Genomic DNA, 26,145 nt, shown 5'->3' on the forward strand with positions numbered 1-26,145 from the left:
TGAAGTGCACCCCAATTGTTACCAATTGTTAGACACGGTCTAACAATTGGAGGTGCATTTTTTATGGCTAAATTTTCTTCAAAAGAAAAAATCCAAGCGGTGAAACGATATTTAGATGGTTCAGAAAGTGGAGAAACAATTGCTAAATCTATAGGAGTTACTCCTGTTTTACTTCGCGAGTGGATTAGACGATATGAATATTCAGGTGAAAAGGCCTTTGAAAAGCGCTATACATTCTACTCAGCTCAGTATAAACTAGATGTACTTTATTATATGAATGAACACGGGACATCTATCAGAGAAACAGCGGCACTTTTCAATATTCCGTCTTATGAAACACTTCGGAAATGGAAAATAGCGTATGAAACAGGAGGATTGGATGCCCTACAATCAAAGAAAAAGGGGCGTCCAACCATGAAAGATAAAAATATAAAACCAGTAGTTGAAGGATCAATCGAAGCCTTACAAGCGGAAAATGAACGTTTACGTATGGAAAATGCATATTTAAAAAAGTTGAATGCCTTAGTTCAAAACAAGGAAAAATCACAAAACAAGACAAAGCGGAAGTAATCTATGAGTTAAGGCATGAATTTCCTGTTAAGGAGTTACTTAAACTCGCTAATATTCCGCGTAGTACGTACTATTATTGGATAAAACAGTTCAATCGTCCTGATCCAAATGCGGAGGTAAAAGCACTGATTCAAGCTATTTATGATGAACACGATGGGTGTTATGGCTATCGTCGTATTCGCGATGAACTTATGAATCGTGGGCACAAAGTAAATCATAAAAAGGTGTATCGTCTTATGAAAGAATTAGGGTTAAAATGTCTGATTCGTATAAAAAAATATCGCTCTTATAAAGGGACAGTTGGGAAAATTGCGCCGAATATTTTAAATCGCAACTTCCAATCTGAAAAACCAAATGAGAAGTGGGTTACAGATATTACGGAGTGTAAGTTATTTGGGGAGAAGTTATATCTATCGCCAATATTGGATTTATTTAATGGTGAAATTATCACCTATACCATTGGTTCAAGACCTACCTATTCCCTTGTTTCAACCATGTTAGATCAAGCTTTTGAACGTGTAACAGATCAGGATAAACTCCTCATTCACTCTGATCAAGGCTGGCACTATCAAATGAAACAATACCGTCATTCTCTTACGAAGTGTGGCATAACTCAAAGTATGTCTCGTAAAGGAAACTGTTATGACAATGCCGTTATTGAAAATTTCTTCGGTATCATGAAATCGGAATTTCTGTATCGAAAAGAATTTGAAAGTATAACACATTTCAAACAAGAATTAGCAAAGTATATAGAATACTATAATCATAAAAGAATTAAGGCAAAATTAAAGGGTATGAGCCCGGTACAATACCGGGCTCATACCCTAGAGGCTGCCTAATGAAACGACCTGTCTAACTTTCGGGGGTCACTTCAAAAGTTATGCTGACTGTTTTTTTAGCTCTTTCACATATGAATCTACACTTTGAAAAGGCACTGTAATTTTAAAAGCATCTTTTTGCTCGTTAAATTGTTTTTCATTATAAGGACCGAATCGTTTATTATGCTTTACATCGATAATCCAATAATGTTCACTTTTTTTATTTGTAATTGCTGCGTCAGGATTATTTGGATCTGATTTTTCCTCAATTTGTTTTGTGATAATGTATTTATCGTCCCAAGCAATTTCTGTAATCTTTGCAGGGATGTATTGTGTAGCATATACAGCATCCTGAGAGGGGAAAAGTTCAAATGCATCTCCAGAAGTATGGATGAGTTCATATTCATCGTTAATTGTATAAGTTAAATGGTTTGTATTGCCTGTACAACCTGTTAATAAGAGTGCGGCAAATAGGATTATCCATCTTTTCAATATGGGAACCTCCTTTATAATGCTGTTGTAACACATTGTACAAGAAAAGTAAGCGAAACGCCAGTTTACAATGTTTTTTAGAAGTGGTACGATGAAACGGGTAAAGAAGGATATGAAGGAGTCGACACAAAATGAAGTTAAAGATGCATCGTCCAGCGCTTGTAATGAATCGCATAGGTGCTTCCCTTATTGACATGTTTTTAATCTCGGTTACGTACGGTGCAGTAGTAGCTATTATTACAGGAAACTATAGTGCTATTTTTGATCGTTTTAATATAAGTTTAGGTGACTATAGATATGACCTTACACTTGTTTTCGTATTAATGGCTATAAATTTTATTCTGTTACCTTTTCTTTGGAACGGTTCTACACTTGGTAAAAAGGTAACAAGAACAAAAATAATCTCGTTAACAAGTGAAAAACTAACGTTACAAACATTAATAATACGATTTTTGGTATTATTATTACCAAGCATATTATTACTTGGAGTTCCATTAATATGCAATGTATATATGATGTTATTCCGCAAAGATAATTGTGGCTTCCATGATTTAATTGCAAAGACGAAAGTGATGAGTCTTGTATAATTAATATTTAGATTATACGTGCTACTAATGAAATAAGACTTTTTATCGTTTGTATATAAAAAGTCTTATTTTTAATTTCGTGAAAAATTTCATCATTCTCTTATTTTTTCATAAAATTAGATAAATGGAATTGATATAGGGTGGATATCTCCTATATAGTACCTTCCATATTACGGAAGGATGTTTAAAGAAGCTGTAGCTAATTCAAACATCCTATTTTCGTTTTGAATAGATTGAAAATTAAGAGAATGATATAATGGATATAAATAATATCGTTATATAACAAAGGGGGATTTGGAATGACTGGAGGTAGCTTAATATTTTGGGGAATTCTTATTTTTATTGGTTTAACCTTCGATCAATATAATAGTAAGAAAAAAAAAGAAACAGAAAAGTAATCGCTTACAAGTTGTGAAGTAAACTTTTCCTGCTTGCGGACTAATCTAATAAAGGAGTATACTGAATGACGGTAAGACATATAGAAGGGGTAATGAAAATGAAGCTTGCAGGAAAAGTTGCCATTGTAACTGGTGGTGGCATCGGTATTGGACGTAGTACAGCTCTTTTGTTGGCTAAGCAAGGCGCAAAAGTAATTGTGACGGACATTGATCAAGAAAGTGGACAAGCAACAGCCGAGGAAATTACGGATTTAGGCGGAGAAGCACTTTTTGTATCCTACGATATGGGGAAACAAGGAGATTGGCAACGTGTTATTAGTTTTGCTATGGAGGCATACAGTCGTATTGATATGCTTTTTCAAAATGCTGGTCTATATAAAATAGATTCTATTTTTTCTCGCCAACAAGAGAACGATTCCAATGTACTTTGTATTAATGACGTTTGGATAGAGATAAAACAATTAACGTCATCTTTTATGAAACAGCAAGAAGAAGTGGTGCTTAGTGATTTACCTGTTTTTGGTATTATTAGCACGAGAGGACAATCATTTCATACAATAGAAGCCCTAGTATAATAATGGAAAACCGCCCCCAGTATATATGTGGACGGTTTTTTTGTATGTTCTATTATAGAACTTTATTTTTTAACGAATACGTTGTTCGGTTTGGCTATCAAAGAAATGTGCTTTATTCATATCAAAAGCAAGTTTAATTTGGTCACCAGGTGAAAAAGTATGTCTTGCATCAACACGTGCTGCAAAATCTTGATTTCCAAGTTTCATATATAAAATGGATTCAGCCCCTAACAACTCTGCAACTTCAATTTTCGTTGTGAAAGTAGTAGCTTGTGAAGCTTCTAAAAATAATAGTTCATCATGAATATCTTCTGGACGAATACCTAAAACAATTTCTTTATTTACATAGCCTTGTTCGCGTAATAACTTCATTTTTCCTTCAGATACTTTAAACTTTAGTGAACTGTCTATAACGAAATCGGTTTCAGTTAATTTTCCACGGAAGAAATTCATTGCGGGTGAACCGATAAAACCACCAACGAAAATATTTTCAGGTGTTTCATATACTTCTTTTGGAGTTCCAATTTGTTGGATTTTGCCGTCTTTCATAACAACAAGACGTGAAGCCATTGTCATTGCCTCAGTTTGATCATGTGTTACATAAATTGTCGTTGTGCCAAGGCGGTGGTGTAATTTAGAAATTTCTGATCGCATTGCAACACGTAGTTTAGCGTCTAAGTTTGATAATGGTTCATCCATTAAGAAGACTTTTGCGTCTCGAACAATTGCTCTACCTAATGCAACACGTTGACGTTGTCCACCTGATAAAGCTTTCGGTTTTCTATCTAAATATTGTTCAAGCCCTAAAATTTGAGCTGCATGTTTCACTCGACGGTCGATTTCATCTTTCGGTATTTTTCGAAGTTTTAATCCAAATGCCATATTATCATACACACTCATATGTGGATAAAGAGCGTAGTTTTGGAAGACCATTGCGATATCTCGATCTTTTGGAGGAACATCGTTCATTGGCTTACCATCAATTGAAAATTCTCCTTTTGAAATATCTTCAAGTCCAGCTACCATTCGTAGTGTTGTAGATTTTCCGCATCCAGAAGGACCAACGAATACGATAAATTCTTTATCTTGAATGTGTAAGTTAAAATCTGTTACGGCTGTTACGTTATTATCATATATTTTATAAATATTTTCTAATTTAAGTTCTGCCATGATATTTCCCCCTAGAAAGTTTATGCAAACGTTTTCTTTGAATTTATTATAAACGAATAGATTCAAAAAAGAAATAAAAACACTATAAAAAAATAAAACGTTTTCATTATTCCTATGAATATATAATAAGTTTCACATGTTTTATTAGAAAAAGAAAATAAATATTGTAAGCGCTATTTTAAATTTGGATAGAATCTGTTATCATTCAGTAATGAAAACGTTTGCGCCTTAAAAAAAGAAAAAAGAATCAATAGTATAGATGAAATGGGGTAGCATAATGGGAAAACAATGGTGGAAAGAAAGTGTAGTATATCAAATTTATCCTCGTAGTTTTATGGATAGTAATGGTGATGGTATAGGTGACCTTCGTGGTATTCTTGCGAAGCTAGACTACTTAAAAGAATTAGGTATTGATGTAATTTGGTTATCACCAGTCTATGAATCTCCAAACGATGATAATGGTTACGATATAAGTGATTATTGTAAAATTATGAACGAGTTCGGAACAATGGAAGATTGGGATGAACTATTACATGAAATGCATAAACGTAATATGAAACTTATGATGGACTTAGTTGTTAATCATACTTCAGATGAACATAATTGGTTTATTGAATCATGTAAATCGAAAGATAATAAATATAGAGACTATTATATATGGCGCCCTGGAAAAGAAGGGAAAGAGCCGAATAACTGGGGAGCAGCATTTAGTGGATCTGCATGGCAATATGATGAGATGACAGATGAATATTATTTACATCTGTTTTCTAAAAAACAGCCAGATTTAAACTGGGATAATGAAAAGGTAAGACAAGATGTTTATGACATGATGAAGTTTTGGTTAGAAAAAGGAATTGATGGGTTCCGTATGGATGTTATTAATTTTATTTCTAAAGAAGATGGCTTACCATATGTTGAAACGGATGAAGAAGGATATGTTTCAGGGCATAAACATTTTATGAACGGTCCGAACATTCATAAGTATTTGCATGAAATGAATGAAGACGTATTGTCTCAGTATGACATTATGACGGTTGGGGAAATGCCTGGTGTAACGACAGAAGAGGCTAAATTGTATACAGGGGAAGCTAGAAAAGAACTACAAATGGTATTCCAATTTGAACATATGGATTTAGATTCCGGAGAAGGTGGGAAATGGGATGTAAAACCATGCTCACTTCTTACTTTGAAACAAAATTTAACAAAGTGGCAAAAAGCATTAGAACAAACAGGATGGAATAGCCTTTATTGGAATAACCATGACCAGCCTCGCGTTGTATCTCGTTTTGGTAATGATGGAGCTTATCATACTGAATCAGCAAAAATGTTAGCGACAGTACTTCATATGATGAAAGGGACACCATATATTTATCAAGGAGAAGAAATCGGAATGACCAATGTTCGATTTGAATCAATTGATGAATACCGAGATATTGAAACACTAAATATGTATAAAGAAAAAGTTATAGAGCGCGGCGAAGATATAGATAAAGTGATGCAGTCTATATATATAAAGGGCCGAGATAATGCTAGAACTCCGATGCAGTGGGATGATAGAGAACATGCTGGATTCACAACGGGTGAGCCTTGGATTGCGGTAAATCCTAACTACAAAGAGATTAATGTGAAACAGGCAATCCAAGATGAAGAATCGATTTTTTATTACTATAAAAAATTGATTGAATTACGTAAAAACAATGAAATAGTTGTGTATGGAACATATGATTTAATATTAGAAAATAACCCTTCTGTTTTTGCTTATGTAAGAACATATGGAGAAGAAAAGCTTCTGGTGATTGCAAACTTTACTGCAGATGAATGTGTATTTGAATTGCCTGAGGACATTATTTATAGTGAAGCAGAGTTATTAATACACAATTATGATGTAGAAAATGTATTGATAGAAAACATTACATTACGACCATATGAAGCAATGGTATTTAAATTGAAATAAGAAAAGCCTTATGCCACCCTGGCATAAGGCTTTTACTATTACCATTTTAAAATAGAGAATCCATACGGTGGAAGTGTAACTTGTAATACACTTGCTTCCGCTGAAAATTCTTCGTTTGTATAAATGTTAATTATTTTCTTCCTGGTAATATGAAGAGGGAGTGAAGTTGTAACTTCACTGTTAGTAGGATTTAAAACGAAAAAGATAGTTTCATCTTCATATGTTTTTGTATAAGAAATATAATTATGTTCATCATTTGCCTCAATGAATTGAAAAGTACCATTTCCTCCAAATGCTTTATGTTGTTTCCGTAATGAAATTAATGTTTGTATATGTGTAAATAAAAGAGTATCTTGTTCTTTTTCATCCCATATCATACATTTGCGGCAGTCAGGGTCCATTCCACCATCCATACCGATTTCATCGCCGTAATAAATACAAGGAGAACCGATGAAAGAAAGGTGAAATACATAGAGTAACTTTAACTTATTTTTATCCCCGTTACATGTTGCTAAAATTCTAGGTGTGTCATGACTGTCTAATAAATGAAATGCCGCTTCATTTACATTCATAGAGTAGGAATGTAGAGAATCGGTAATTTGTTTCATAAATTCACTTGCATGAATGGATTCGTTAGCAAAGTAAGAAAGTAGAGCGTTTGTAACAGGATAGCTCATTACAGCATCAAATTGGTCACCTTGTAGCCATGGGAGTGCATCGTGCCAAATTTCACCTAAAATATATACTTCAGGATTTAATGCTTTTATTTCACTTCGGAATTCTCTCCAAAAACTGTGATCGACTTCATTTGCTACATCAAGGCGCCAACCGTCTATATTGAATTCTCTTACCCAATAACGCCCTACTTCAAGTAAATATTCTTTTACATCTGGGTGTGCTGTATTTAATTTAGGCATATACGGTGTAAATGCGAAAGTATCATAATTAGGAAGTGGTTCGGTTATAATTGGAAATTCATGAATATGGAACCAATCTTTATAGGCGGAATTTTCACCTTGTTCCAGCACGTCTTGAAATTTATCAAAGAAGTACCCGCTATGATTAAAAACAGCATCGAGCATTACTTTTATACCACGTTTATGACACGCTTCAATGAGTTCTTTGAAAGTTTCTTTCGTCCCAAATTGTGGATCGATTTCCATGTAATCAATTGTGTCATATTTATGATTCGAATGAGCTTTGAAAATAGGAGTGAAATATATTCCGGAAATTCCAAGCTTCACAAGGTAATCAAGGTTTTGAATAATACCAGCAAAATCTCCGCCGAAAAAATTAGTTGGAGTTGGTTCGGTACTTCCCCAAGGAAGGGTGTTTGCAGGATTTAATGTGCTATCCCCGTTAGCGAATCGTTCCGGGAAAATTTGATACCATACTGTGTCTTTAATCCAGGATGGTGCTCTGAAAACGTCTTTTGCATGAATGAATGGAAAGCAGAAAAAGTTACCGACATCGTCATTTGGAATATTAGAAAAAAATCCTCTTTCTGTATAAATAAGAGTTTCTACGTCGTTTTTTAATTCGAATCCATAACGTAAGCGTTTAAATTTTGGTTTGATTGAAACGGACCAATAATCAAATAACTCAGTAGATCCGGTTTTTTTCATTGGTGTACTTGCTGTAATCCATTTCCCGTCCTGCCATTCGTACGGATCCCCGTAGATGAGAGCGGCGCTGTGAACATCATCTCTTTTTGTGTGTATTCGGATGTGAATTGTTTTTTCGTCGTAAGCGTATGCATAATTATCTTTTGGCCTATGATAGATCGCTTCTTTAAGCATATAGAAAATCCCCCTTTAATATCTCTATACATATAGTTCCCGTAAATGAAATAATAAAGATTATGTTGCAAACGATTGCCTTCCACATAACTTTAATATTGCTTATAAGAGTAGTATTCATTTTATGTAAAGTCAATGAATAAAGAGTGTGATAAGATTATTTTGAAAATTAATATTTGCAAAATGAATAAAAGGATGTATAATGATAGACAAATAGCGCAAACGTTTTCATAGATTTAGATATTGTTTGCGCTTCTATTAAACAATCAAATGCAAACGTTTTCAATTAAAGAGGTACATAGACAATTTAGGGAGGTTTTTGGGATGAAGAAAGCATTATCACTATTAACGATTTCAGCATTGTCAATTGGCATGTTATCTGCATGTGGACCGAAAGATTCAGGAAAAAAAGAGGAAAGTAAAGCGAAGAAAGACTATGATCTTCTCGTTTGGGAAGATGATAAAAAAGGTGTTGGTTTAGAACCAGCAGTGAAAAGCTTTGAGGAAAAATATAAAGTAAAAGTAAAAGTTGTTGAAATGCAAATGACAGATCAAGTGAAAAAGTTACGTCTTGATGGACCAGCGGGGACGGGACCAGATGTTGTAACATTGCCACACGATCAAATCGGAAATGCAGTAACAGAAGGCTTACTTTCTGAAGTAAAAGCAGATGATGCTGTGAAGAGTAAATTTACTGACTTATCAATAAAGGCACAAACATACAACGGGAAATTATATGGTTTACCAAAAGCAATTGAAACACCAATTTTTATTTACAATAAAAAATTAATGCAAAAAGCTCCAGAAACGATGGACGAGCTATTTAACTTCTCAAAAGACTTTACGAAGGATGGCAAGTACGGATTTTTAACATTAGGAGATAACTTCTACTTTGCTAACGCGTTTATGGCAGGTATGGGCGGATATGTATTTGGTGAGAAAGACGGAAAGCCAAATGCAAGTGATGTTGGATTAAATAATAGCGGAGCAGTACAAGGTGCTGAATATCTTCAAAAATGGTACAAAGAAAAGTTATTCCCGAAAGGTATTATCGGTGAATCTGGTGGACCTGCTGCTGATGGATTATTCAATGAAGGAAAAGCAGCATCTATTATGAACGGACCGTGGGCGTTCCAAGCGATGGAAAAGAACGGAATTGATTATGGTGTTGCTCCAATGCCAAAATTACCAAATGGTCAACCGATGAAAACATTTGTTGGGGTAAAAGGATGGCATGTAACAAGCTTCTCTAAACAAAATGATTTAGCTACAAAATTCACTGAGTGGGTAACAAATGAAGAAAACGCAAAAATTAGATTTGAGAAGACAAAAGAGATTCCTCCAGTAAAATCAGTAATGGAAGATCCAATTATTAAAGATAATGAAGCTGCAAAAGCAGTTGCAACTCAATCAGAAAATGGAATTCCAATGCCGAATATTCCAGAAATGCAAGAAGTATGGAAACCAGCTGGAGACGCGCTTCAGTTAGTAGTTACAGATAAAGAAGCACCAAAAGCAGCACTTGATAATGCAGTGAAGCAAATTAAAGGGAATATTGAGGCAAACCACAGCAATAAAAAATAAGGTGAAATTCGTGCCTCTACTATAAGAGGCACGAATTCTCTCCCAGAAAAAAGGGGGAAGGAACATGCAAACATCTATGGAACCAGCAAACGGCTTAAAAGGTTCAAAACATAGGAAAATGGCAACCATGTTATCAATCATTCCAGGCATAGGCCAAATGTATAATAAACAATTTGTAAAAGGCCTTATTTTTCTAGTATTAACAGGTTCATTTATTGTAGCATTTACTGATTTATTAAATATGGGATTATGGGGAATTGTAACACTCGGTACAGAAGTTCCACGTGACCATTCTGTCTTTCTATTAGTGGAAGGGATCTTGGCACTTATCGTCATCGTGTTTGGACTCGGAATATATGGATTTAATTTATATGATGCATATCAAAACGGGAAGAAACGTGATATAGGAACCCCATTAAACTCTGTAAAAGAGCAATACCGTAACTTATTAGATCAAGGTTTTCCATATTTAATGGTTTCACCAGGATTTCTATTACTAATCTTTGTAGTTGTATTTCCAATCATTTTTGTAATTTTAATTGGATTTACGAACTATGACTTATATCACTCTCCTCCAGCTAAATTAGTAGATTGGGTGGGCTTTAAAAACTTTATTGATATTTTCACATTACCAATGTGGAGAGAGACATTTTTAAGTGTATTTTCTTGGACTGTCATTTGGACATTTGTTGCAACAACATTACAAGTTGCACTTGGTATTTTCTTAGCGATTATCGTAAATCAGCCTGGTATTAAAGGTAAGGCAATTATTCGAACAATTTTCATTTTACCGTGGGCTGTTCCAGCATTCGTATCTATTCTTGTCTTCTCGGGTATGTTTAATGAAACATTTGGAGCAATTAATAATCAAGTATTAGCTTTATTCGGGATTGAAAAGATTGCTTGGATGACAGATCCGTTTTGGGCGAAGATTGCTTTAATTATGATCCAAACGTGGCTCGGTTTCCCATTCGTCTTTGCAATGACAACAGGTATATTGCAATCGATTCCAGGAGAATTATATGAAGCTGCTACAGTAGATGGAGCAACTGCTTGGCAACAGTTCCGTAAAATTACATTGCCACTTGTTTTATACGCAACAGCACCAATTTTAATTACACAATATACGTTTAACTTTAATAACTTTAGTATCATTTATCTATTTAATGGCGGAGGTCCTGCTGTAGCGGGGCAAGATGCAGGTGGAACGGATATTTTAATTTCATGGATTTATAAGTTAACGATGACTTCAGCGCAGTACGGAAAAGCAGCAGCTCTTACAATGATTTTATCGTTAATCGTTATTACAGTTGCGTTATGGCAATTTAAGAGAACAAAATCATTCCAAGAAGAGGATATGATGTAAATGAATATTAAACGACAAAAGATGTTACGTCTTTCATTAAGTTATTTGGTTATCTTCATAATGTGTGCGATTATTTTCTATCCATTACTATGGATTATTGGTTCATCGTTTAATCCAGGAGATAGTTTGTCTGGTTCTAGCATTATTCCAAAAAATGCTACGTTAGATCATTATCGTAAGCTACTTGATCTTGATTCAAGTAATTACTTACTTTGGTATAAAAATACGTTAAAAGTTAGTGTTATGACGATGATTTTTTCGGTGTTAGCAATTAGCTTTACTGCTTATGCATTTTCGAGATATCGTTTTGTCGGAAGAAAAAATGGTTTATTAACATTTTTAATTCTACAAATGATTCCGAACTTTGCAGCGTTAATCGCACTATATGTATTAGCGCAGTTAACAGGATTAATTGATACACATCTTGCATTAATTTTAATTTATGTAGGTGGAGCAATTCCAATGAATACTTGGCTTATGAAAGGGTATTTTGATACGATTCCGAAAGAGTTGGATGAGTCAGCCCGCATGGATGGAGCAGGACACTTCCGTATTTTTTGGCAAATCATTATGCCGCTTGCAAAGCCAATCGTAGCGGTTGTAGCATTATTCACTTTCATCGGTCCATTTACAGATTTCATTTTAGCAAGTATTATTTTACGCACGCCGGAAAATTACACTTTAGCAGTTGGATTATATGAAATGGTAGCGAAAAAATTTGGTAATGAATTTACGACGTTTGCGGCTGGTTCAGTATTAATTGCAATCCCGATTTCGATTTTATTCTTATCACTACAAAAATACTTTATTTCTGGTTTAACAGCTGGAGGTACGAAAGGATGAGAAATGGGACATTATGTCCCATTTTTCTTTTCATCTCTCTATAAAAAAATTATAGAGAGATGAAAAGAGATTTGACATCGCATATGAAAAGAAGTGAAATAAATAGTATATTATAGTATAGGAAAAAAGAGCTATATCCCTTACAATACATGGAGAGGGAGAATATGATAAGTTTTGCAAGATAGAATAAATAAATGACAGTTTATGACTTCTCCTATGACTTGCAACGGGTGCAAGATAAAATATATGAAAATGGCAGAGAAGTGAAAGGAGGGGATTTTTATGACAGTTACAATTAAAGATGTGGCGAAGAAGGCGAACGTAGCACCATCAACTGTTTCTCGTGTAATTGCTGATAATCCAAGTATAAGTGAAAAGACAAAGCGCCGTGTTCGAAAAGTAATGAGTGAATTAGGGTATCATCCAAATTTAAATGCAAGAAACCTTGCGAACCAAACGACGAAGACACTTGGTCTTGTTATGCCGAGTTCTGCAAGTAAAGCTTTTCAAAATCCGTTTTTCCCAGAAGTTATAAGAGGAATTAGTTCATTTGCACATGTGGAAGGGTATGCGCTTTATATGTCGACTGGTGAAACGGAAGATGAAATTTTTAATGGTGTTGTAAAAATGGTACAAGGGCGTCAAATCGGTGGTATTATTCTTTTATATTCAAGAGAGAACGATCGGATTATTCAATACTTGCATGACCAAAACTTCCCGTTTGTTTTAATTGGAAAACCATATGATCGAAAAGATGAAATTACATATGTAGATAATGACAATTATACAGCTGCAAGAGAAGTAGCGGAATATTTGATTTCATTAGGCCATAAACAAATCGCATTCATCGGCGGTGGATCAGATTTACTTGTAACGAGAGATCGTTTGGCGGGGATGAGTGATGCTTTGAAACTAGCAGATATTCTATTGCCGAAAGAGTATATTTTACACTTTGATTTTTCAAGAGAGAGTGGTCAACAGGCTGTTGAGGAATTAATGGGACTAAAGCAACCACCGACGGCAATTATGGCAACGGATGATTTAATTGGACTTGGCGTGTTAAGTGCGCTTTCTAAAAAAGGATTTGTTGTACCGAAAGATGTTTCGATTGTAAGCTTTAACAATGCTTTATTATCAGAAATTGCTAGTCCACCACTTTCGACAGTTGATGTGAATATTTATCAATTAGGGTATGAAGCGGCAAAAGCTTTAGTTGATAAGGTGGAGCATTCTGAATCTACTTCAAAATGCATTATTATTCCGCATAAATTATTGAAGCGTCAAACTTGTGATCATTATGCAACAAAAAGCTAAGAGTTTAACTCTTAGCTTTTTTCTTTAGAAAGGCTTCTAAACGGTCACAGCCTTCTTTTAAAGTTTCGATACTGTAAGCATAGGAAAGGCGAAGGTAGCCTTCACCGTATTCGGAAAATGCGGTTCCAGGAACAACGGCTAGCCCAGCTTCTTTTACAAGATCAAGTGCAAAATCAAATGATGAAGATGTTAAATGTCCAACATATGGGAATAAATAAAATGCACCTGTTGGCGTCTCAACCGTTAAACCCATTTGAATGAGTCTATTATATACGTAATCACGGCGTTTTTTGTATTGATAGCGCATCATCTTCGGTGCATCTTTAGCAGCTGTTAAAGCTTCGATTGCAGCATACTGAGCGATTGAAGTAGCACATGTAACATTGTATTGATGAACTTTTAATATGTGTTTTGCTAAATATTCTGGAGCAAATAAAAGTCCGATACGCCAACCAGTCATAGAATGTGATTTTGATAAGCCGTTAATGACAATAGTCTTATCACGCATTTCTGGGAAATGAGCGATAGATGTGTGTTTGTCTTCATATACAAGTTCGCTATAAATTTCATCGGAAAGAACGAAAATATTTTTATCTTTTAAGATAGATACAATATCTTCTAATTCTTCTTTTGATAAGGTAACACCAGTTGGATTAGAAGGATACGGTAAAACGACGCATCTTGTTCGTTCTGTAATTGCATTTCGCAGAGCTTCAGCTGTTAAACGAAATCCAGTTTCACGAACATCTATAAAAATAGGAGTTGCACCACATAGTCGAATAATCGGCTCGTAACCAGGGTAAATAGGAGCAGGTAAAATTACTTCCGTTCCTGGTTCTAAAATAGTTCGGAATGCAACATCGATCGCTTCACTAGCACCGATTGTAACAATGGTTTCGTTTTCAGGTGAATAATGTAAATTGTAGTTGTCCTTTACAAAGTTACAAGCTGCCTTGCGTAATTCTAGTAAACCAGCGTTATGTGTATAGCTTGTATAATTTTCTGTAATGGCCCGTTTAGCTGCTTCTTTTACTAGAGAAGGTGTAGGGAAATCGGGTTGCCCAATTGTTAAAGAGATAAGATTATCATAGTTTTGAATCATATTAGAGAACTGACGGATTCCAGAAATTTGGATGTCCTTCACTCTAGGATTAATGAATTGTTCCATTGTATCTCCCTTTCTTCCGTTTGAAAATTAAGTTCATTTTATCATATTTTCAACTATTACGCTTTGTTTATAAAATTTCCCCCGCTATTTGTGAAAGATAAGAATCGTATCTTAAAATTCAGTGGAAGTAAGAAATTATGTGAGGATTCAAATGTCTATAAGAGTATAAGCTGTGTGAGTTAATTAAAGTTTCACTTAAGCATAAACACAAAAAAAGCCGCTGCAAGCGACTTTTTAATAACCGTATTCCCAATCTATTTCATCTTCGTTCCAAAGTACGGAAGATACTTTGCCAAGATGGACAACGGATTCATTTACAGCACATGTACAGTCTTCGTCCCCTGCTTTATGTTGCAATTCTTCGTATACTGATTTTTCAACGTTTTCTAGCACAACCAAATTTTCTTCTTTTAAAACAAGCGTAGTACCCGCCATATTTATCTTCCTCCTACTAAAGTAATGATCACTTATTTGTAAACATAGATAGTATGGATTATATGCTGTATTTTGCGATAGTTGTCCGTCTAGTGAAGTGTTTTTTATTTTCTTTGTAATCCGTATTCATTGTATACTGCACGAAGGAAATTTGGTACAGGGTTTACAATCATTTCGGAAATTTGTAACATTTATTATTAGTTGTTAACAAATAATTAACAAAGATGTTAAGAAAAATCAAAATTTTGAAACAAATGGACTTATAAAATGATATAATCATATAAAAATACATATAGGGGATGAGAGGCTATGGAGCTGATTCGTGATTTAATGATCCAAATTGCCATCATTATTTTACCACTATTTTTATATGAAGCGATTCGTTTAAATCGTTATCAAGGAATGCTTCCGAAGCCTAATCGCTACTTTATTATGTTTTTATCTAGCGTTACACTCGTTCTCTCCATGACATACTCTATTTGTTTTGGTACCGTTTGCGGATACAATTTTCATCCAGTCCCAATTGTTAGTGGTTTTTTATATGGTGGGATTGTTGGGCTCATCCCTGCCATTATTTATGTTGCATATGAATGGATTTTTAAGGGGCTTAGTTGGTTGCCTATGGTAGAAGTTATATTTCTTTCGATAATTCCATTATTTTTGTCAAAGAAATGGTCTCTTTTTTCAAGAGATAAGAAGCTAATATTAGCTTTTATGATTGCATCATTTTATGTTCTTGTTTCATTAGTAGTCGGGATGTTGAATGTCCTTTTAGAAACAGGTTTTACACCGTACATATCTAATCTATATAGTGGGTATATATTTGCATCACTTATTATGGTTATGACAATGGTATTTCAAGTGTATTTGACTGAGTATTTAAACGAAAATGCATTATTGCGTACAGAAATGCAAAAATCAGAAAAACTTAATATTGTAAGTGAGTTAGCTGCAAGTGTTGCACATGAAGTTCGAAACCCTCTCACTGTTGTACGAGGGTTTATTCAATTGCTAGAGAGTACGGAAGACGTAAAGAACAAAGATTATATGCGTCTCGTATTAGCTGAACTGGATCGTGCTGAACAGATTATTTCAGATTATTTAAATTTAGCAAGGCCTCAAATTGAAAAAAAAGAACATATTTGTTTATCAGCACAATTAATTGAAATGACAACTCTTATGTCATCATTTGCAGCGATGCAGGGCGTTTATTTGCAAGTTGAGATTTCTGAGAGCCTTTATACTATCGGCGATAAGACGAAATTGAAGCAAGCTATTATGAATGTTGTTAAAAACGGTATTGAAGCAATTCAAGGAAACAAAGGGTATTTAAAAGTAACAGCTATTCAAAAAGATGAATTGATAATAATAAGAGTTAAAGATAGTGGTGTTGGAATGACAAAAGAACAGTTAGTAAGGCTTGGACAACCGTATTATTCTTTAAAAGAAAAAGGAACAGGATTAGGCCTTATGGTAACATTTAGTATTTTACAAGCGCATAATGGCACATTGGAATATAAAAGTGAAAGCGGAAAAGGAACTGAAGCTATTATTATATTGCCAGCTGTACGATATAAGGAATAAAAGTTACCGATAGAAGGTAACTTTTTATTTTATCGTGCATTAGAAAAAGATACAAAATTTCATTCATTTATTTTTTCTTGTTTTGTTCGAACGAATAAACTTTTAAATGATTGAAAGAAGCTTTGCTCTTTTGAGGCGGCGACTAATCTTTTTGTTTCTTGAATTTCGCGAATAACTTGCATAAGTTGTGTATCACGGTTGCTATCTTTATTGTAAATTTGATTGACAAGTTTATTCATTTTTTCTTCTTGTTTGGATTCTCGCTTATACATATGATTCATTAATAAGTCCATTTTTTCTTTTTGGAGTGCATCTGTTTGAGCGGCGTGAACAACTAGATCTTGTAACATTTTTTCTTGTGAGCCTTCTTTTACATAAACTTGTTGCATTAGTTCATCTAATTTCTCGTCTTTTAAACGATTTTGTGTAATGAGAGTAGAGTTTTGATGAATAATTGCTTCATTTAATTGAGCAAGCATTTCAAGTTTTAGCATGAACTCCTCAAAGTTACGCCCATCTTCTTTTGGTTGCACTTCTTGTTTATCTTGAATAACAGGTACAGGTGGGGCATCTTTTTCTTTTAAAATAATAGGTATTGTTTCTGAAATGTCTTCTTGTAATGTAGCAGCTCTTTCATGTATAGATTTCAATAGTTTTAAATCATCCAATTTATAAATACGAGCATCAGCTGTTTTTGAAATGATATAACCGTGTTCCTCTAAGAGTTGGCTATATTTTCGGACTATATGTTTTGGGATACCTGTTTTATTTGTAACATCTTTCGTTTTATAAATAGCTTCCATGATAGTTCCTCCCCAAAAAGTATCGTATATATCATTTCAACCTTTTATGTGGACTTCCTTTGAAAAAGAATGTCGGAAGGTTATTAGTTTTCTACAGCATTAGTGAAAAGATGAAGAAAAATGAATGTTTTTGGCGGAATGGAGAGGAAGAGCTAAAATAATGTCTGAAAACATACATAGAAGAAGTTTGTTATAATAACTGAGGAAAAGAAATTGGTAGGAACACGGAGGTACACATGAAGCAATTTAAAGGTATTATCATTTCAATTATTGCAATTCTTTCTCTTTTGGTAGCGGTATATGAAGTACTTGTGCCAGAGGAGACAAGTACTAAAAAGACAACTACGTATGATCAAATTCTAGAGTTCCCGAAAGAACGATATCCAGAGACCGGGAAACATATAACGGATGCTATAAAAGAAGGACATTCGGAAATGTGTACAATTGATCGTAATGGTGCAGCGGATAGAAGGAAATTATCGTTAGCGCCATATCCGACGAAGAAAGGTTATGATCGTGATGAATGGCCGATGGCGATGTGTAAGGAAGGCGGAAAAGGAGCTCATATTGAATATATAAGTCCAGCAGATAACCGCGGTGCAGGTTCTTGGGTAGGGAATAAGCTAGACAAATATCCAGATGGTACGCGTGTGAAATTTGAAGTGAAATAGTAATTGGCATACATTTCATAGTGGAGGAGAGGGATAGTTATGGAATTAACAATTTCATATTCGCAATTAATGATAATGAACTATGATGGTCAGCAGCCTTATGTAGATTGGACTCCTGAAGATTTTGAAAGAGGCTATGCTGAGGTGGATGGAGCTATTATTTTTGAAGCAATCTCTGACTATACTTGTGAAGTGGAAGTTACTTGTGGAAATCATATTGAGAAAGAAGAAGTGGTTAGAACGATATCAGTTCCTTTCACAGTGAAGAATGAAGAAGTATATATAACAAGTATTCTTTCTAATAAATATCATATTCCTATTCCGAACGGAGAATATATGATAGTCTTGCAGGCAACTCCTCTTGAAGAGCCATCAGACGATGAATTGTATAAAGTACAATACGACTTCTATTTTGAGAGTGTAGAATAAAAAAACGTGTTATCCTTCAAAAGGATAACACGTTTTTTTATTATGCGTTTGTTTTTAGGAGAGAACGAGCGTCTTTTGCTGCCTGAACCATGTGCTCTAAAGCAGGTATAACTTCCTCAGTTCTTCGTGTTTTTAAACCACAGTCTGGATTAATCCAGAAATATTTAGGGTCACATACTTGTAAAGATTGTTCTACGATTGTGAACATTTCATCTTTACTTGGGACACGTGGGCTATGAATATCATATACCCCTAGACCAATTCCTTTTTCATATGTTGTATGCTTTAATGTATTAATAAATTCTCCATGACTTCTTGATGTTTCGATAGAAATAACATCTGCGTCTAACGCTCGAATTGCATCTACAATATCTTCGAAGTTACTATAACACATATGAGTATGAATTTGTGTTTCATTTTCTACAGAAGATGTTGCTAAAAGGAATGATTGAACTGCCCATGTAATGTATGCATCCCAATCTTTTTCTTTTAACGGCATACCTTCACGAAGTGCAGGTTCATCGACTTGGATTACTCTAATTCCGGAAGATTCAAGTAATTCAATTTCATGACGAAGTGCTAATGCAATTTGATATGATACTTCTTTTCTTGAAATATCATTTCGAACGAATGACCAATTTAAAATAGTGACAGGTCCAGTTAGCATACCTTTTACTACTTTCTCCGTTAAGCTTTGTGCATATACAGTTTCTTTAATAGTCATTCCACTTATAAAGGCAACATCACCATAAATAACAGGTGGTTTTACGCAACGAGAACCGTATGATTGTACCCATCCGTTTTTAGTAAAGGAGAAACCAGCAAGTCTTTCTCCAAAATATTCCACCATGTCAGTTCTTTCGAATTCACCATGTACTAGTACATCAAGACCAATATCTTCTTGGTAACGAATCCACTTTGCAGTTTCTTTTTCAATGAATTGATTATATTGTTCATTTGTAATATCGCCGTTACGCCACTGTTTACGTGTTTGACGAACTTCAGATGTTTGCGGGAAGCTACCAATAGTTGTTGTTGGTAACAACGGTAATTGTAAAGCTACTTGCTGTAGTTCATATCGTTTTTCAAATGGAAGAGGACGTGAGAAATCATCTTCTTTAAGTGATGTACGTGCCACTTTTACATCTTCACGATTACGTGCAGCTGATGAGCGGATTGCATGATGTGCATTACGATATGTTGTTAAATCGCTACTGATGCTTTCTACACCTTTAGTAAGAGCAGAATGGATAAGGACTAGTTCTTCTAATTTTTGATTAGCAAATGCAAGTGCATCAAATAATTCACTTGTTAATTGCGTTTCTTCCGTTTTATCAATTGGAGTATGCAATAAGCTACAAGAAGGTTGAACAATTAAACCTTTTGCTGTGATTTGATTTTGTAATGTTGTAAATAAAGAAAGTACATCATCAAGATCAGCTCTCCAAATGTTACGGCCATCTATACAACCGATAGCTAAAATTTTATCAGCTGGGAATCCATATTTTGAAATAGCATTTACATTACCTTCTTTGCCATGAACAAAGTCTAATCCAATACCAGAAACAGGGAATGCAATAATTTCTTCATAGTTCTCTTCTACACTATCAAAATATGTTTGTAGAAGAAGATTCGCATTTGGAACCTCTTTATGAATAGCTTCGTAAAGTTCTTTCGCTTGATTAATTTCATCTTTTGTTAAAGATGCGAAGATTGGTTCGTCAACTTGAATAATTTGTGCTCCAGCTGCGTGTAATTCAGAGAATAATTGTACATAAGGTGCAACTAGCTCTTTTAAAATAGTGGCAAATTGCTCTTCGTTATAACCTTTTGCCAGTTTTAGGAATGTATAAGGGCCTAAAATAACTGGTTTTCCATCAACGCCTAACTCTTTTTTCGCTTCTTCATATAAACGAAGAGGACGATTGTCTTTTAAAGAGATTTGTAATCCTTCTTCATATTCAGGAACAATGTAATGATAGTTTGTGTTAAACCATTTTGTCATTTCAGAAGCAACGTGATCTTTAGAGCCGCGTGCCATTGCAAAATATACATCAAGGTAAGAGGTAAACTCTGAAAAACGTGACGGGATGAATCCTAACATGTAGGCCGTATCCAGAACGTGGTCATAATATGTAAAATCGCCAACTGGAATTAATTCAATTCCCTTTTCTTGCTGTACTTTGACGTGTTGAAGGCGAATTTCTTTCATTGTCGTTAAAAATTGTTCTTCATCAATTTTATTGGACCAAAAAGCTTCCAATGTTTTTTTCCACTCTCGTTGTAGTCCGATACGTGGATAACCTAAGTTACTTGTTTGAATTGCCATTTTAAATTCCTCCCTAATTGAAAGTAAGCATTTCCGTTTACTCGGAAATACCTATAACAAAAAGCATAAAGGCATAGAAAAATAAGCCTTCCTTTTTGTTCTTAACACCTCATCATCATCCGTGAGTCTATCAGTGTTGTTAAAATAGGCAGGTATCCTGACTTATGCTTCATATAATTTCTTTCACCTTCCCGTTTTCACAGTGGCACAAAAAAGAAATCTCAGCATTTACAGTGGCGGGACCGTGTTGGAGTTTCACCAAACTTCCCTTTTAAACACGAAGTGAAATATTCGTGTACCTATTTTCCTTTTGAAAGGAATTTAACAAGCGATATGATATTGAAACAAATTCTAACACAATTTTCGGAATTTTGTCCACTGTTTTAAAATAAGAAAATTCTAAAGTTTTTTATTTCTTTTTATTCGGAAAATTAAGTTTTTTTGATGTTTATTTATTATTAAAATGAGGGTGTTTTGAGTTGCGAGGAATAATTATAGTGTTAAGTTTTTCTAAAAGAGGAGGCACCTCTTTTAGAAAAACTTAATCATTATCTACACCTATTTCTGAAAGACGACCTGCAGTTGCATCTTGTAAGAGCGTGTTTAGCCAACGTAATTCAACATTAATATGCTCAATGACGCTTTGTAGAATATATAGTTGAGCACGAGGAACTAGTTGTTTATTATGATCGTATATCGTTTGCATTGTATGTAAATAGAGCATTGTATCATCTCTCTTTTTTTTCAAAATAGGAACTAGAGCTTGTTCGTCGCTAAAGTGAGCGAAAGAGAGCGCTGAATAAATAGGTTTATATATTTGGTTTTTCGCTTCAAATTGTTTTAATAATAAGGTGTGGAAAAGGGCTTTTCCTTCCTCTGTTATATGGAAAATTGTTTTATCTGGTCTATTCGTATCTCTAACAATATTGGTAATGCTAATCGCACCTTGTTTTTCTAATTGCTCGAAGGCGTAGTATAGCGATCCCTTGGCATATTTAATATAACAATCCATTTGTCTTTCTTTCATTATGTGCTGCACTTCATAGGGATGTTTATCTCCTTCGAGTAACAAGCCGAGAATGACTAACTTCATGCTCATGCTGTCTCAACTCCTGTATATAGAAACTTTATATATATTATAAACGGTATATCCTCTTTCATAAAGGGATATACCGTTTCGTTTTTCTATATTAGCTTACTTGTTTTTGTTTTTGCTTTGTTTTTGGTCCTGTTAAAAGACGTTCATTTCCCATAAGTAAAATACAAATTATACTTAGCGTAGCTGGGATAAGTGCCCAGAAAAATGTATTAGCAATAGATGTTGCAAGAGCCTCTTTAATTCCGCTCAGTACTTCAGGAGGTAGCTTTTCAGTAGCATTTGGTGATAATAAAAAGCTTGTGTCTCCACCTTTAGGAGCCATTTTTTCTAGTTCAGGAGGGAAGACTGCTTTTAATTTATCAGTGAAAACATGATTTTGAATCGTACCGAAAATCGTGACGCCAAGGGTCATTCCAAGTGAACGGAAGAATGAGTTCGTGGATGTAGCAGAACCGCGATCTCTCATTTCTAGTTTGTGGATAGATGCCATACTTAAAACTGAGAAGGAGAATCCAACTCCAAGTCCAGCAAGCACCATAAACATTGTTACGAGTGTACGAGGTGTTTCCATAGTTAAAGTACTTAGTAAATAAATACCAAGAACGAAGAAAACTCCAGATACTGTCATGATGTTACGATAACTTGTTCGTGAAGCTAATTGTCCACCAGTTTGACTTCCGATTACAGATCCTACCATCATAGGTGTCAAAATTAATCCAGCATTTGAGGCTGAACCACCGAGAACACCTTGAACGAAGATTGGAATATAAACTGTACAGATGATAAAAGCTGCGCCATAGAAAAAGGCAACGCCTTGGCTAGCTGCAAATAAAGGTTTTTTAAATAAATGGAAAGAAATAATAGGCTCGGTTGCGTTTCTTTCTACGAAGAAGAAAATAATAAGCAGAATAACAACAGTTGAAAATAAACCAATAATCACATTAGAGTCCCATGCATATTCTTTACCACCAAGTTCTAAAGCAAACATTAAGCAAACGATACTAATGACAAGCGTAATAGCACCAGCCCAGTCAATTTTTTGTTTTCGATATTCTAGAGACTCGCTATAGTATTTAGTAATGAAGAAGAAGGAAATAAGTCCTAACGGAATATTAATATAGAAGACCCAGTGCCAACTTATATAATCTGTAATGTAAGCACCTAATAAAGGTCCGAAAACACTAGATGTCCCGAAAACAGCACCAAATAGTCCGGTCATTTTTCCTCGTTTTTCAGGCGGGAATATATCATACATAATTGTAAATGCGATAGGCATAAGAGCGCCGCCACCAATTCCTTGAATGGCTCTATAAATACTTAGTTGTTCAATACTTGATGCTGTCCCGCAAAGTGCAGAACCGAATAAGAAGAGAATTAATCCGCCAATAAAAAAGCGTTTCCGTCCGTACATATCAGACAGCTTACCGAAAATAGGCATTCCGGCCATTGTTGCTACCATGTAGGCGGATGTGACCCAAACGAATTTGTCGAACCCTCCTAAGTCTCCGACAATCGTTGCCATCGCAGTTGCGACGATTGTGTTATCCATTGCTGCCATTAGAATACCAAGTAGTAAACCAGCAACAACAAATTTTGTTTTACTTGAATCGTTTTTTGATAGTTGTGCTTCCAAAAGTAGCCCTCCTTTAATAAAAATTAAACTAACTTAAGTTTTTTAGTGCAATGCATAAAAAAACTTTATGTACAGTTTGTATCGTTCCTCTTCATTTAATAAAAAATTGCACTGACATGATATAAAGGATGGAAATCATAAATTATATTATAGTCAAATTTGACTAAAAGGCAAATGTTTTCTACCGCCAAATTATTTTATCCCGCTTTAACTACCCGTTAAAGCTCGATTGGTAAAAGCTAATAATCAGTGGGGGATGGACAAAACCCCCACTGATTAAAGTTTCACTTTATTATATTGACCAAAAGAGAGTAAGAATTTATTTTGTTATGTAGTCAAGGAAGGAAATTGTAAAAAAATATTTAATAAAGTATAACCTGTGTCAACCTATTAAAAATGGTTTTTTCTTTATATTGTCGAATAGGATAAAAGGAAAAGAAAAATTTGATATGGTTTGTAACAAGCTAAATATTTTTTCTAAGTGTAGTTTATTGCATCGAGAGGCAGAATACAGTTGTATAGATGATATATCTGGAATGAGGTGAATATATTATGAAAATATGGAAACGAATTTCGGATCAAGGAAGGTATTCTATACCGTTACAGCCGGTTTTGTGGATTGATGGTTCTAGAAAGGACACGGAAGCATCCGATGTAGCAGTCACATTGCAAATCCGTAGTATGTATAAAGAAAAATTTTCGTATGAGATGATCTATGATGTTAATGACATACTAATTATTCGACTTGAAGTTGAAAATAAAGGCGTTGAAATGATTTCACGAGTAGTTGTAAGTCATATGATTCGTGATTATTTCGCGTATATCCCAAACTCTTTAAAAGCAGATAAGGGAATAAGTGAGTTTTTATTTCAGCTTGTAAGGTGGCGAATCGATAATTTATCACCGAATGAAAAGGTAGAATTAATTTGTCAAATAAAAGCAAATAAAGATAAAGCTCCTCCCAATTCATTATTTCAGGCTACATATACATTTCAATATAAAGGTGTATCATATGGACCGCTACAAACAAATGAAGTGGTTGTCAGAAAATGATAAGAAGGAACCTGTGCGAAAGGTTCCTTCTTTAATGAAGATTGTGCTTCTTGAGTAATTTCTTTTGTTCCACTCCCTTTTTTCCAATATAGTTATTTTTGTATCCAAAATATAGAATGAATAGAAATGAAATAACATTTACTATAGCGTCAATTTGATCGTTTGTAATGAAGTTTATTCCGAAAGAGTTAAATAGTAATTTTAATGATAACAAAAAGCCAGCTAGTAAGCGCATAATATCTAATAGATTTTCTTTTTGAGGCATATAGGTCACTCCTTCCTAAAAACGATATATAGTATATATATGAAATAAAATAGAAAAGGTATACAAGCTTAAGTAGAAATGTACATTAAATATGTACATTTTTTATTTTATAGAAAAACATTATTGTTATAGAAACATATATTGGTATAAAAGGGGGAGAGTATGAAACATAAAGGGAAAATTAGTGGATTATTACTTGGGAACACAGTTGCGGTTACAGAATGGATTGCACTTCAGGATGTAATTGCTAAGCTAGATTCGAGATCATTTTTAACCGTCTTTATTATTTATATATTGCAAATGATACTAAGCTATTATTTTGGACATTGGTACGATAAAAGAACGAATACGCGTGTAAATATTGAAGTAGGAGGAATGACGAATAACGATTTTGTCGTTGATTTTTTTGGAAAAGTAGCTGCTTTATCAGAAAGAGATTCTCGTAATATTACAGTGTATATTCTTTCCGTAAAAGAATGGGATGTATTAAAAGACACAGTGCAAGAAAAAAAGTTAGATGAGCTAGTCCAAAGAGTAGAACGTACAATTGTAAAGACAGTTCGAAAAGGCGATGTAGTTACGAGGTGGGATGAAAATAAATATGTTATCGTAGCTGTTGATAATGGCTATGAAAAGTCAACAATAACAAGTAGATTAATCAAAAATATTCAAAATGAAATAGCGAATGATTTATTAAGTGTCACACTATTATTTGGGGCTGCAAGTTATCCTATAGAAGGGAAAACTTTTGAAGATTTGTTTAGAAAGGCACAAAATCAATTGTATAATTATAGAAACTTGCAAAGTCATGAATGAAACTTTGATTTAAAGAAGTATGATATAAAGATTTTTTGTAACATTTTTTTGTCTTTTGTTACAAGAAAACTTTTTTTTGTAACAAAAGTCTTTAAAAATATATGAAATCAGCATATAATTGTGTGTGGATGTGTCAATGCATTTTGCACAATGTTTTCAGTTTAAAAGTGTAGAGGAAAACATGCTCTACACTTTTCCTTTTTAAGAAATTAAAAGAATCTTTGTAAGAGTTGCGAGGTCCCCTTTGCACTATGTAAAATGGACAAAGAGGTTATTTGATAGAAAGTGAGAAAGGGAATGATAGACGTGAGAGGTCAACGATCATCTTTTATCAGGTGAAACATTATAGTGTTTCTTGCAGTAGGTAAGATTAAGGAAAATACCTTTATG

24 protein-coding genes and 1 riboswitch are annotated in these 26,145 nt (G+C 34.3%); of the genes, 14 read left to right on the forward strand and 10 right to left on the reverse strand.

The genetic code is table 11. The annotated features are described in order from the left end of the window. Positions 1–63: 63 nt before the first annotated feature. A protein-coding gene (locus AC1DS7_RS19195; protein WP_476999156.1) for an IS3 family transposase occupies positions 64–1,409 on the forward strand; the annotation gives its coding sequence in 2 pieces (ribosomal slippage) (positions 64–505 and positions 505–1,409; 1,347 coding nt in all). Between the two features lie 39 nt (positions 1,410–1,448). Here AC1DS7_RS19195 and AC1DS7_RS19200 read toward each other — a convergent pair. Next, the gene (locus tag AC1DS7_RS19200) at positions 1,449–1,880 is read right to left on the reverse strand and encodes a DUF3997 domain-containing protein (RefSeq protein WP_002033805.1); all 432 of its coding nucleotides are present in this window, start codon (positions 1,878–1,880) and stop codon (positions 1,449–1,451) included. Positions 1,881–2,011: 131 nt separating this feature from the next. On the opposite strand from AC1DS7_RS19200, the gene AC1DS7_RS19205 reads away from it, so the two are divergent. The 3 genes from AC1DS7_RS19205 (at position 2,012) to AC1DS7_RS19215 (ending at position 3,440) form a co-directional block, all read left to right on the forward strand. Beyond that, positions 2,012–2,467 carry an RDD family protein gene (locus AC1DS7_RS19205; protein WP_002033806.1) on the forward strand — a complete coding sequence of 152 codons (456 nt, stop codon included), beginning with the start codon at positions 2,012–2,014 and terminating at the stop codon, positions 2,465–2,467. Positions 2,468–2,766: 299 nt separating this feature from the next. Continuing rightward, positions 2,767–2,865 carry a hypothetical protein gene (locus AC1DS7_RS19210; protein WP_002142992.1) on the forward strand — a complete coding sequence of 33 codons (99 nt, stop codon included), beginning with the start codon at positions 2,767–2,769 and terminating at the stop codon, positions 2,863–2,865. Positions 2,866–2,930: 65 nt separating this feature from the next. Next, positions 2,931–3,440: an SDR family NAD(P)-dependent oxidoreductase gene (locus AC1DS7_RS19215; protein ID WP_002033807.1), complete on the forward strand. Its 510-nt coding sequence runs from the start codon at positions 2,931–2,933 to the stop codon at positions 3,438–3,440. Positions 3,441–3,509: 69 nt separating this feature from the next. Here AC1DS7_RS19215 and AC1DS7_RS19220 read toward each other — a convergent pair whose 3' ends face one another. Next, the gene (locus AC1DS7_RS19220) at positions 3,510–4,610 is read right to left on the reverse strand and encodes an ABC transporter ATP-binding protein (RefSeq protein ID WP_061689312.1); all 1,101 of its coding nucleotides are present in this window, start codon (positions 4,608–4,610) and stop codon (positions 3,510–3,512) included. A 277-nt stretch (positions 4,611–4,887) separates the two neighbouring features. Between AC1DS7_RS19220 and AC1DS7_RS19225 the strand changes: the two genes are divergently transcribed. Continuing rightward, entirely contained in the window at positions 4,888–6,564 is a 1,677-nt protein-coding gene (locus tag AC1DS7_RS19225; protein WP_476999157.1) for a glycoside hydrolase family 13 protein, read from the forward strand. A gap of 38 nt (positions 6,565–6,602) precedes the next feature. On the opposite strand, the gene AC1DS7_RS19230 is transcribed toward AC1DS7_RS19225, so the two are convergent. Further along, positions 6,603–8,363, reverse strand: coding sequence for an alpha-glycosidase (locus tag AC1DS7_RS19230; protein ID WP_078175407.1), 1,761 nt, complete (start codon positions 8,361–8,363; stop codon positions 6,603–6,605). Between the two features lie 324 nt (positions 8,364–8,687). Here AC1DS7_RS19230 and AC1DS7_RS19235 point away from each other — a divergent pair, with 324 nt between their 5' ends. The 4 genes from AC1DS7_RS19235 (at position 8,688) to malR (ending at position 13,470) form a co-directional block, all read left to right on the forward strand. Beyond that, positions 8,688–9,947 carry an extracellular solute-binding protein gene (locus tag AC1DS7_RS19235; RefSeq protein ID WP_002142987.1) on the forward strand — a complete coding sequence of 420 codons (1,260 nt, stop codon included), beginning with the start codon at positions 8,688–8,690 and terminating at the stop codon, positions 9,945–9,947. A 64-nt stretch (positions 9,948–10,011) separates the two neighbouring features. Further along, positions 10,012–11,313: a maltosaccharide ABC transporter permease MalC gene (gene malC / locus AC1DS7_RS19240; RefSeq protein ID WP_002033812.1), complete on the forward strand. Its 1,302-nt coding sequence runs from the start codon at positions 10,012–10,014 to the stop codon at positions 11,311–11,313. Beyond that, a complete protein-coding gene (gene malD / locus AC1DS7_RS19245; RefSeq protein ID WP_002088365.1) occupies positions 11,314–12,156 on the forward strand; it encodes a maltosaccharide ABC transporter permease MalD in 843 nt (280 codons plus the stop codon). A 282-nt stretch (positions 12,157–12,438) separates the two neighbouring features. Next, complete coding sequence (malR, locus tag AC1DS7_RS19250) at positions 12,439–13,470, forward strand: maltose operon transcriptional repressor MalR (RefSeq protein ID WP_002014809.1); 1,032 nt, start codon at positions 12,439–12,441, stop codon at positions 13,468–13,470. Positions 13,471–13,474: 4 nt separating this feature from the next. Here the strand turns inward: malR and AC1DS7_RS19255 are convergent, their stop codons facing one another. Continuing rightward, positions 13,475–14,638, reverse strand: a complete 1,164-nt coding sequence (locus AC1DS7_RS19255; protein WP_476999158.1) for an aminotransferase A — start codon at positions 14,636–14,638, stop codon at positions 13,475–13,477. Positions 14,639–14,872: 234 nt separating this feature from the next. Then, complete coding sequence (locus AC1DS7_RS19260) at positions 14,873–15,073, reverse strand: hypothetical protein (protein ID WP_000929276.1); 201 nt, start codon at positions 15,071–15,073, stop codon at positions 14,873–14,875. Positions 15,074–15,382: 309 nt separating this feature from the next. On the opposite strand from AC1DS7_RS19260, the gene AC1DS7_RS19265 reads away from it, so the two are divergent. Continuing rightward, positions 15,383–16,657, forward strand: coding sequence for a sensor histidine kinase (locus AC1DS7_RS19265; RefSeq protein WP_002014814.1), 1,275 nt, complete (start codon positions 15,383–15,385; stop codon positions 16,655–16,657). A 59-nt stretch (positions 16,658–16,716) separates the two neighbouring features. Here AC1DS7_RS19265 and AC1DS7_RS19270 read toward each other — a convergent pair whose 3' ends face one another. After that, positions 16,717–17,460, reverse strand: a complete 744-nt coding sequence (locus AC1DS7_RS19270; protein WP_002033817.1) for a DUF3967 domain-containing protein — start codon at positions 17,458–17,460, stop codon at positions 16,717–16,719. Positions 17,461–17,696: 236 nt separating this feature from the next. Between AC1DS7_RS19270 and nucA the strand changes: the two genes are divergently transcribed. After that, positions 17,697–18,131: a DNA-entry nuclease gene (nucA, locus tag AC1DS7_RS19275; RefSeq protein ID WP_002014817.1), complete on the forward strand. Its 435-nt coding sequence runs from the start codon at positions 17,697–17,699 to the stop codon at positions 18,129–18,131. A 39-nt stretch (positions 18,132–18,170) separates the two neighbouring features. After that, the gene (comJ, locus tag AC1DS7_RS19280; RefSeq protein ID WP_002088359.1) at positions 18,171–18,560 is read left to right on the forward strand and encodes a competence protein ComJ; all 390 of its coding nucleotides are present in this window, start codon (positions 18,171–18,173) and stop codon (positions 18,558–18,560) included. A gap of 40 nt (positions 18,561–18,600) precedes the next feature. Here comJ and metE read toward each other — a convergent pair whose 3' ends face one another. From metE to AC1DS7_RS19295, 3 genes are all read right to left on the reverse strand, one after another. Next, positions 18,601–20,889: a 5-methyltetrahydropteroyltriglutamate--homocysteine S-methyltransferase gene (metE, locus tag AC1DS7_RS19285; RefSeq protein WP_002142981.1), complete on the reverse strand. Its 2,289-nt coding sequence runs from the start codon at positions 20,887–20,889 to the stop codon at positions 18,601–18,603. 130 nt (positions 20,890–21,019) lie between these two features. After that, positions 21,020–21,207: riboswitch (cobalamin riboswitch) on the reverse strand. Between the two features lie 223 nt (positions 21,208–21,430). After that, positions 21,431–21,988: a PadR family transcriptional regulator gene (locus AC1DS7_RS19290; protein ID WP_002128898.1), complete on the reverse strand. Its 558-nt coding sequence runs from the start codon at positions 21,986–21,988 to the stop codon at positions 21,431–21,433. A 91-nt stretch (positions 21,989–22,079) separates the two neighbouring features. Continuing rightward, the gene (locus AC1DS7_RS19295; RefSeq protein WP_002014821.1) at positions 22,080–23,621 is read right to left on the reverse strand and encodes an MDR family MFS transporter; all 1,542 of its coding nucleotides are present in this window, start codon (positions 23,619–23,621) and stop codon (positions 22,080–22,082) included. A 552-nt stretch (positions 23,622–24,173) separates the two neighbouring features. Here AC1DS7_RS19295 and AC1DS7_RS19300 point away from each other — a divergent pair. Continuing rightward, a complete protein-coding gene (locus tag AC1DS7_RS19300; protein ID WP_476999159.1) occupies positions 24,174–24,674 on the forward strand; it encodes a hypothetical protein in 501 nt (166 codons plus the stop codon). 31 nt (positions 24,675–24,705) lie between these two features. Here AC1DS7_RS19300 and AC1DS7_RS19305 read toward each other — a convergent pair whose 3' ends face one another. Continuing rightward, on the reverse strand, positions 24,706–24,939 hold the full coding sequence (locus AC1DS7_RS19305; protein WP_002014824.1) for a phage holin: 234 nt from the start codon (positions 24,937–24,939) through the stop codon (positions 24,706–24,708). A gap of 162 nt (positions 24,940–25,101) precedes the next feature. Here AC1DS7_RS19305 and AC1DS7_RS19310 point away from each other — a divergent pair, with 162 nt between their 5' ends. After that, positions 25,102–25,755 (forward strand): diguanylate cyclase domain-containing protein, encoded by a 654-nt coding sequence (locus AC1DS7_RS19310; RefSeq protein ID WP_002033822.1) that lies wholly within the window; start codon positions 25,102–25,104, stop codon positions 25,753–25,755. Positions 25,756–26,145 lie beyond the last annotated feature (390 nt).

It is taken from the genome of Bacillus sp. P4_E1, assembly GCF_056401715.1.

What these genes read in the sequence shown, in the direction of transcription:
- AC1DS7_RS19205 (WP_002033806.1), top strand. Translation starts at nt 2,012, where the DNA reads ATGAAGTTAAAGATGCATCGTCCAGCGCTTGTAATGAATCGCATAGGT.
- AC1DS7_RS19210 (WP_002142992.1), top strand. Translation starts at nt 2,767, where the DNA reads ATGACTGGAGGTAGCTTAATATTTTGGGGAATTCTTATTTTTATTGGT.
- AC1DS7_RS19215 (WP_002033807.1), top strand. Translation starts at nt 2,931, where the DNA reads ATGACGGTAAGACATATAGAAGGGGTAATGAAAATGAAGCTTGCAGGA.
- AC1DS7_RS19220 (WP_061689312.1), bottom strand. Translation starts at nt 4,610, where the DNA reads ATGGCAGAACTTAAATTAGAAAATATTTATAAAATATATGATAATAAC.
- AC1DS7_RS19225 (WP_476999157.1), top strand. Translation starts at nt 4,888, where the DNA reads ATGGGAAAACAATGGTGGAAAGAAAGTGTAGTATATCAAATTTATCCT.
- AC1DS7_RS19230 (WP_078175407.1), bottom strand. Translation starts at nt 8,363, where the DNA reads ATGCTTAAAGAAGCGATCTATCATAGGCCAAAAGATAATTATGCATAC.
- AC1DS7_RS19235 (WP_002142987.1), top strand. Translation starts at nt 8,688, where the DNA reads ATGAAGAAAGCATTATCACTATTAACGATTTCAGCATTGTCAATTGGC.
- malC (WP_002033812.1), top strand. Translation starts at nt 10,012, where the DNA reads ATGCAAACATCTATGGAACCAGCAAACGGCTTAAAAGGTTCAAAACAT.
- malD (WP_002088365.1), top strand. Translation starts at nt 11,314, where the DNA reads ATGAATATTAAACGACAAAAGATGTTACGTCTTTCATTAAGTTATTTG.
- malR (WP_002014809.1), top strand. Translation starts at nt 12,439, where the DNA reads ATGACAGTTACAATTAAAGATGTGGCGAAGAAGGCGAACGTAGCACCA.
- AC1DS7_RS19255 (WP_476999158.1), bottom strand. Translation starts at nt 14,638, where the DNA reads ATGGAACAATTCATTAATCCTAGAGTGAAGGACATCCAAATTTCTGGA.
- AC1DS7_RS19260 (WP_000929276.1), bottom strand. Translation starts at nt 15,073, where the DNA reads ATGGCGGGTACTACGCTTGTTTTAAAAGAAGAAAATTTGGTTGTGCTA.
- AC1DS7_RS19265 (WP_002014814.1), top strand. Translation starts at nt 15,383, where the DNA reads ATGGAGCTGATTCGTGATTTAATGATCCAAATTGCCATCATTATTTTA.
- AC1DS7_RS19270 (WP_002033817.1), bottom strand. Translation starts at nt 17,460, where the DNA reads ATGGAAGCTATTTATAAAACGAAAGATGTTACAAATAAAACAGGTATC.
- nucA (WP_002014817.1), top strand. Translation starts at nt 17,697, where the DNA reads ATGAAGCAATTTAAAGGTATTATCATTTCAATTATTGCAATTCTTTCT.
- comJ (WP_002088359.1), top strand. Translation starts at nt 18,171, where the DNA reads ATGGAATTAACAATTTCATATTCGCAATTAATGATAATGAACTATGAT.
- metE (WP_002142981.1), bottom strand. Translation starts at nt 20,889, where the DNA reads ATGGCAATTCAAACAAGTAACTTAGGTTATCCACGTATCGGACTACAA.
- AC1DS7_RS19290 (WP_002128898.1), bottom strand. Translation starts at nt 21,988, where the DNA reads ATGAGCATGAAGTTAGTCATTCTCGGCTTGTTACTCGAAGGAGATAAA.
- AC1DS7_RS19300 (WP_476999159.1), top strand. Translation starts at nt 24,174, where the DNA reads ATGAAAATATGGAAACGAATTTCGGATCAAGGAAGGTATTCTATACCG.
- AC1DS7_RS19305 (WP_002014824.1), bottom strand. Translation starts at nt 24,939, where the DNA reads ATGCCTCAAAAAGAAAATCTATTAGATATTATGCGCTTACTAGCTGGC.
- AC1DS7_RS19310 (WP_002033822.1), top strand. Translation starts at nt 25,102, where the DNA reads ATGAAACATAAAGGGAAAATTAGTGGATTATTACTTGGGAACACAGTT.